Source organism: Candidatus Thermoplasmatota archaeon, from assembly GCA_034660695.1.
Taxonomy (GTDB): domain Archaea; phylum Thermoplasmatota; class E2; order UBA202; family DSCA01; genus JAYEJS01.
Genome location: JAYEJS010000101.1, coordinates 1 through 6,382, shown reverse-complemented (window position 1 = coordinate 6,382; position 6,382 = coordinate 1). Strand labels below are relative to the sequence as shown.

General features: G+C 40.8%; 8 protein-coding genes. 7 read left to right on the top strand and 1 reads right to left on the bottom strand.

All coding sequences use genetic code 11. From position 1 onward, the window contains the following. The first annotated feature begins 163 nt into the window (after nt 1–163). From U9O96_05140 to U9O96_05120, 5 genes are all read left to right on the top strand, one after another. Nucleotides 164–436, top strand: coding sequence for a metal-dependent transcriptional regulator (locus U9O96_05140; protein MEA2054484.1), 273 nt, complete (start codon nt 164–166; stop codon nt 434–436). 201 nt (nt 437–637) lie between these two features. Further along, nucleotides 638–1,111, top strand: coding sequence for a 30S ribosomal protein S13 (locus tag U9O96_05135; GenBank protein ID MEA2054483.1), 474 nt, complete (start codon nt 638–640; stop codon nt 1,109–1,111). A gap of 13 nt (nt 1,112–1,124) precedes the next feature. Then, nucleotides 1,125–1,673, top strand: coding sequence for a 30S ribosomal protein S4 (locus tag U9O96_05130; protein MEA2054482.1), 549 nt, complete (start codon nt 1,125–1,127; stop codon nt 1,671–1,673). 1 nt (nt 1,674) lies between these two features. Next, nucleotides 1,675–2,058, top strand: coding sequence for a 30S ribosomal protein S11 (locus U9O96_05125; protein ID MEA2054481.1), 384 nt, complete (start codon nt 1,675–1,677; stop codon nt 2,056–2,058). Next, entirely contained in the window at nt 2,055–2,834 is a 780-nt protein-coding gene (locus U9O96_05120; GenBank protein MEA2054480.1) for a DNA-directed RNA polymerase subunit D, read from the top strand. The genes U9O96_05125 and U9O96_05120 overlap by 4 nt, the downstream gene beginning before the upstream one ends. Before the next feature lie 3 nt (nt 2,835–2,837). Here U9O96_05120 and U9O96_05115 read toward each other — a convergent pair whose 3' ends face one another. Next, nucleotides 2,838–3,653, bottom strand: a complete 816-nt coding sequence (locus tag U9O96_05115; GenBank protein MEA2054479.1) for an NAD+ synthase — start codon at nt 3,651–3,653, stop codon at nt 2,838–2,840. A gap of 46 nt (nt 3,654–3,699) precedes the next feature. Here U9O96_05115 and U9O96_05110 point away from each other — a divergent pair, with 46 nt between their 5' ends. Both U9O96_05110 and U9O96_05105 read left to right on the top strand, forming a co-directional pair. Continuing rightward, the gene (locus U9O96_05110; protein MEA2054478.1) at nt 3,700–4,725 is read left to right on the top strand and encodes a carbon-nitrogen hydrolase family protein; all 1,026 of its coding nucleotides are present in this window, start codon (nt 3,700–3,702) and stop codon (nt 4,723–4,725) included. Between the two features lie 275 nt (nt 4,726–5,000). After that, entirely contained in the window at nt 5,001–6,245 is a 1,245-nt protein-coding gene (locus U9O96_05105; GenBank protein MEA2054477.1) for a pyridoxal phosphate-dependent aminotransferase, read from the top strand. Nucleotides 6,246–6,382: the final 137 nt, after the last annotated feature.

The window sequence follows — 6,382 nt, the reverse complement described above, 5'->3', positions numbered from 1 at the left end:
CTAATTACAACCATGTTCTGGTTGGGCTTGGGACTATGTATCCAACTGGAACGTAGTAAAAAGTATTGTGGAGTGATTCATCTCTGGGCTGAAGCCCAGAGGATTCTCACTCCATTTTGACTAAAATTTAGGACTGCCAAAATTGCCCGAGGAGAAAACAAATATGATGAGAAGAGAGAAGGATTACTTAGAAGCAATTTACAATATAACTAAAGAGAAAGATTATGCGAGAACAACAGATATAGCCTATTATCTTAAAATAAAGCCGGCGAGTGCTACTGAAATGCTTCAAAAGCTGGCTTCTAGGGGCTTCATAGATTACAAAAAGTATGAAGGAGCAACTCTTACAAAGGATGGGTATAAGATTGGCAAAGCCGTTAGTGAAAGACATTCCGCCATTTTGAAACTCCTTAAAATGTTGCAGGTTCCAGAGTGAATAGCAGATAAAAATGCCTGTACAATGGGGCATAACCTTGACCCGATAATGATAATCCAGCTGAAAAAATTTGTAAATTTTGCAAAAATTTATCCGAAGGATGTGTCCCAGTGGATAGAGCATTTCAAAATTTATTCCGAGACAAGGCAGGAATAACCTTAGTAAGTATTAAATACGACATCGATATTTATCCCGCTAATTATGGCTAAGAAAAAAGAGGAAGACGAATTTAAGTACATTGTGCGCATCGCAACAACTGATATAGATGGCAATAAGCCTGTCAGGTACGCCCTTACTCAAATAAAAGGAATAAGCAATTCCATGTCTAAACTTATTGTCCAATCTGCGGGTGTTGACGAGTCTGCCGAGATAGGGAATCTCTCTGATAAAGATATAGAGAAAATTGATAAGGCGATAGCTGACATAAATGAATGGACTCCGCAATGGATGAGAAATCGCCGGAAGGATAGAGAAACCGGTGAGGATAAGCATCTGATAGGAGCAGAGATAGATTTGATAAAAAGAGAGGATATTAATTTGCTGAGAAAAATACGGGCATATCGCGGTATAAGGCATGAGAAAGGACTGCCTGTTAGGGGACAAAGAACTAGAGCAAATAAACGATCCGGTCTGACCGTGGGAGTCTCTAGACGAAAAATAGCTAAGAAAACTTAAGGAGTGATAAAATATGGGAGATCCGAAATTTCCGAGAAAAAAATATGAAACGCCGTCTCATCCATGGGAGGCAGAAAGGATAGAGAGAGAAAGAGAATTAATTCATAAGTATGGATTAAAAAATAAAAGAGAGATATGGAAAGCCGAAACTTTTTTGAGAAAAATAAGGGGCCATACAAGGGAGTTATTTGTTGGCGCCGGGGAAAAACAGATAGAAAAGGAAAAAGAAGAGCTTTTAAAAAGGATGGTTACGCTGGGCATACTATCTCCCAATTCCCAGCTTGACGATGTTCTTGCCCTCACGATAGAGGATATTCTGGCAAGAAGACTGCAGACACAGGTATATTTACACGGGCTTTCTTTTACGCCAAGACAGGCACGGCAGATGATAATTCACGGGCATATAGCCGTTAACGGTAAAAAAGTTAGAGTGCCATCTTATATGGTAAAAAAAAGCGAGGAGGATACGATCCAGTATATGCCAGCATCACCCTTCGGTGATGAAATGCACCCTATGAGGCCAAAAGCAGAACAGAAGATAGAACTAAAAGAGGAGGCTTAAAATGGGAAAATGGGCAGTAACTCATATATTTGCATCCCACAATGACACAATAATTACCGCAACAGATTTGACAGGGGCAGAAACACTTGCAAAATGCTCCGGCGGGATGATTGTAAAATCAGACAAGGACGAAGGATCTCCTTATGCGGCAATGCGTGCAGCACAAAAAATCGCTGAGGAATTAAAAGAAAAAGGGGTGGATTCTGTCAATATAAAGGTTCGCGGAATCGGGAGAGGGAGATCCAAAAATCCTGGTCGGGGGGCACAGGCAGCTATAAGAGCGTTGGCACGGGCTGGCTTAAAAATAGGGAGAATAGAAGATGTCACCCCCACACCCCATGATGGCTGTCGAGAAAAAGGCGGTAAAAGGGGAAGAAGGGTATGAAACTTAAATTTATGGAAGATGGGGATGATTGCATAAAGGTGCTGATAGAAGGCACAACACCGGATTTTGTAAACGCAATAAGAAGGACTTTGCTGGCAGATGTACCAAAACTTGCCATAGAAAATGTTACAATATATGATAACGCGTCTGCTTTATTCGATGAAATAGTAGCCCACAGAATTTCTTTAATACCTCTTCCAACGGACCCGGATATTCTTGTCCCCAGGGAGGAATGCATCTGCGGCGGCGAGGGATGCCCGAACTGCATCGTCCATTATACGCTCAGTAAAGAGGGAGAATGTACGGTTTACTCCGGGGATTTGAAAGCAGAAGATCCGGTGTGGGCTGTAAAAGATGATAAAATTCCGATACTAAGGCTTCTGAAGGACCAGAGAATTATACTGGAGGCAGAGGCAGAACTTGGCACAGGAAAGAAACATGCAAAATGGCAAACAGTTTCGGGAGCGGGATATACCTATTATCCAAAGATAGTGATAACAAATGAATGCAATGGATGTATGGAATGCATAAAAATGTGTCCCAGGGGCGTTCTCGGGGTAAAAAAAGGAAAAGTTGCTGTAAAAAACCTGGAGGAATGCAGTCTGTGCAAGAGCTGTGCCGAAGCATGTGCTAACAACGCAATAAAAGTTGAGGGCAATCCAAACAAAATCATATTTCATTTTGAGACCGACGGTTCTTTAACAGCAAGGAGGGCTTTTATTGAGGGGCTAAAAATTCTTTATAAAAAGTATGACGAACTGGAAAAGGCGATATAATGCCTACTTTTCCTGTACTGGAGATCTCCAGTCAAGGGATATCGTCCTTAAGCCTATTTTGGGAATGAGTGGCACATTTCTTTTGTGCTGACTAAGTTTACACATTGTTTGTATCCTTATAACTTCACTCTCATCAACGTCTGCAATTCTGGCTATTTTCTGGAGGGGCATCTTTCTTTCTAGCCCGTACAGAATCTTATCCAATTTTTCATATGAAATGCCAAGTTCTTTTTCATCTGTCTGCCCTTTCCATAGTCCTGCGGATGGTGCCTTTTTTATTATCGGTTGGGGTATTTCAAGATATTCTGCCAGCTGGTATATCTGGGTTTTGTATAAATCACCGATTGGCATAAAATCACTTCCCCCATCACCATATTTTGTAAAATAACCTATCAACAATTCTGTTTTATTTGAGCAACCGCAAACAAGACTCTTCTTTAAATTAGAATATCCGTACCATAGAAGCATGCGGAGCCTTGATTTTATGTTTCCGAGGGTGATTTCATCTATGGCATATGGATACATTTTCCTTATAGAATGTATGAGGGGGGAAATGTCTATGGTTTCATAATCTATGTCTAGCTCTCTGGAAATGAGGCGGACGTGTTCAAAATCTTCCACTGGTGTAGACAGCTCCGGCATGAAGATGGCATGCACGTTTTTTTTACCAAGCGAGAGCAATGCGAGTTTTATGATGACAGCAGAATCAAGACCACCTGACAAGCCAATAACAACGTTTTTCACTCCGGCATTTTCTGTGTAGCTCCTTATGAATTCTATTACTGCCTCGGTGGTCTCCTCCGGGTCTATTTCGAGCATATGGATAATGTTATATTCAGGGGTAATATATTATTTTGGGATTTGAATGAAAATATGCTTAATAAATACAAAACCAACAGTAGGAGACAAAAAAAAGAACCTGAAAAAAATGGAAAAAGCGATTTCAGGTGATGTGGCAGACGTATATGTATTTGGAGAAATGGCTCTTACTGGATACAGATGCAGAGACGAATACAGAGATCTGGCAGAATACGTTGATGGTTCTTCCATTCAGTCGATCAAAAAAATTGCCAATGAAAAAAGCTGCTATATAATATTCGGAATGCCTTTAAAAGAGAGAAGAGGTATAATTTCAAATGCTGCAGTAATGGTTCATCCTGAAGGAAAGGTAAGCGTTTATAGAAAATATTTCATTGCAAATTTTGGCCCATTTGAAGAAAAACTTTATTTTTCGCCAGGAAATGGATTGCCCGTATTTGAAACCAGGCATGGGAAAGTAGGAATGTGCATATGTTATGACCTATTTTTCCCGGAACTTGTGAAAGGGCTTGCCCTAAAAGGTGCCGACATGGTAGTATGCATATCTGCATCTCCCACAACAAGCAGGGAATTTTTTGAGAGAATTTTACCTGCGAGAGCTATCGAGAATACTATATTCATGGCATATGCAAATTTAGTAGGTGCACAAGAAAATCTCATCTTTTGGGGAGGGGGGCAACTTTATGGACCGAAGGGCAATCTTATTGCCAAAGGGAAATACCTAAAGGAAGGATTTGTCAGTACAGAAATTGATCTTGAAGAAATTGAGGAGACAAGAGCTTCTAGGCCAACATTAAGGGATACCAAAGCGGAGATATTTGCAGACCTGTATCACATTTCTAAAAGTGAAAACATGCATTATGGCTACGGGCTGATCGGGTTGAAGATGGGAAAATATGCATCCCAAAAAATGAATGTAAAAAAAGCAGTGGTATACGGCAAGGAAGACATGGTGGACGGCATCATTTTCTCGACAGGATGCATGAAAAATAAAATAACATTTGAAAGCAATGACAGAATAGGTGCAACATTCGTTTCAGATAAAAAAGAAATCAGCATATTTTTAAGGTAGGAGGTAAGAAGGGCAATCGAGGATAGTATGGATACAAAAATTTTGAATTATGTTAACGATGAAGAGATTTTCGAAGTAGAAGAAAGTGTTGAAAAACTGATCAGAAAGAAATAGGCTTTCTTGATAGTAAGTTAAAAAAGGAAGCGGCAGGCATGATGAGGACAACAGAAGGGGAGGCATTAAGAGAAATTTTTGCGCCATTACCAAAGCTGTCTGAGTGGTGACTCAATAATGGCAGAAAAAAGTTATATTTCCCAAGCATATACTCTCACACCATGCCAGAACTATCATGCATACTGCAAGAGATGATAAAAAGGCCCTCTCCCATTCGTCAGATAATGAAGATGGCAAGTGATAAAAATATAATAAATATGGGCTTGAATCCGGATGAAGTCATTTCTTATGGAGGTGGATGGGTGGGCCACCATGCCCCTGAATCATTCAGACAAAAATATGTGGAAATTTGTTCGGATATAAAAAAATTTCATGATTCCGGTAAATATAGCCCCACATTGGGTCTTCCCGAATGCATACAGTCCATAACAGTCATGGAAAAAGCTCTTTTTGGAGTTGATCTGCAGGAAAAAAATATAATTATTGGGGCATCCTCGACCCAGCTCACCCACGACTTATTTATCACTCTTGCAAATTCTGGAGATAGCATCCTCATGCTCGATCCAACCTATGCAAATTATATGGGTCAGACTGAGATGGTACTGCAAAAAAGTAGTATTATACGCCTTCCTGTTCTCGAACCTGAAACATGGGAATATATTCCTTCAGTTGATGACATTGTTGAAAATTTTAAGGAAATATGTGATAAGGAAAAACCAAAAATCGTTATTTTCCCGTCTCCGGACAACCCTTCCTCCCAGGTTATTCCTCACGAAATGGTGAAAGCATTTATGGATATCTGCCAGGAAAGGGAGATTTTTCTCGTCCTGGATTATGCCTATAAAACTCAGTGCTTCGGAAAAATGCCAGATTATTTTTCATGGAATCCAAACGATTTTCCTTACCTGGTGGCAATTCATTCCAATTCTAAGTGGTGCCGAGGTTTGGGAAGAAGACTGGGCTGGGTCGAAGCGCATCCTGATGTCATAGACGGTATGGAAAGAACTCAGCAATGCTCGATCCTTTGTCCAGATACTTTGCATCAGATGGCAATGACAGAATATATAACCCAAGGTCTCAAGGACGGCTCTCTTAAGAGGTATTTGGATAAAAGCAGGATGGCATATAAGAAAGCCGCAGACGTTACGGTAAAAGCGATAGAAGAGCATATTGGAATGCCCCATTTGATCCCTCAAGGAGGCCTCTACACCCTCATGAAAGTTGATGAGGATGGGGACGAATTTGTGAAACGGGTGTTAAAAAATACTGGTGTGCTGTTTATTCCTGGCAAAGGATTTGGCCACACGCTAGAAAAAGGAGTGAGAATAAGTTATGGTCCTCACGTAGAAAATGTTGATGTGATAAAGGAAGGATTTGAAAGGGTAGAAAAATATCTGGGGAAATAACGTTGATTGAGTGAAATAGGGGCTACGCCCCTATAACCCCATTCCGCCTTCGTTCCTCGGCAAGCCCTCGCCCACAAGGGGCTCGGTCATGCCGCATCTCACTCGGCGGTAAACACGGTTAGCCGTTGCTGTGAATC

Bases quoted from the DNA above. Each gene is read 5' to 3' on its own strand.
- U9O96_05140 (MEA2054484.1), top strand. From the start codon at position 164: ATGATGAGAAGAGAGAAGGATTACTTAGAAGCAATTTACAATATAACT.
- U9O96_05135 (MEA2054483.1), top strand. From the start codon at position 638: ATGGCTAAGAAAAAAGAGGAAGACGAATTTAAGTACATTGTGCGCATC.
- U9O96_05130 (MEA2054482.1), top strand. From the start codon at position 1,125: ATGGGAGATCCGAAATTTCCGAGAAAAAAATATGAAACGCCGTCTCAT.
- U9O96_05125 (MEA2054481.1), top strand. From the start codon at position 1,675: ATGGGAAAATGGGCAGTAACTCATATATTTGCATCCCACAATGACACA.
- U9O96_05120 (MEA2054480.1), top strand. From the start codon at position 2,055: ATGAAACTTAAATTTATGGAAGATGGGGATGATTGCATAAAGGTGCTG.
- U9O96_05115 (MEA2054479.1), bottom strand. From the start codon at position 3,653: ATGCTCGAAATAGACCCGGAGGAGACCACCGAGGCAGTAATAGAATTC.
- U9O96_05110 (MEA2054478.1), top strand. From the start codon at position 3,700: ATGAAAATATGCTTAATAAATACAAAACCAACAGTAGGAGACAAAAAA.
- U9O96_05105 (MEA2054477.1), top strand. From the start codon at position 5,001: ATGCCAGAACTATCATGCATACTGCAAGAGATGATAAAAAGGCCCTCT.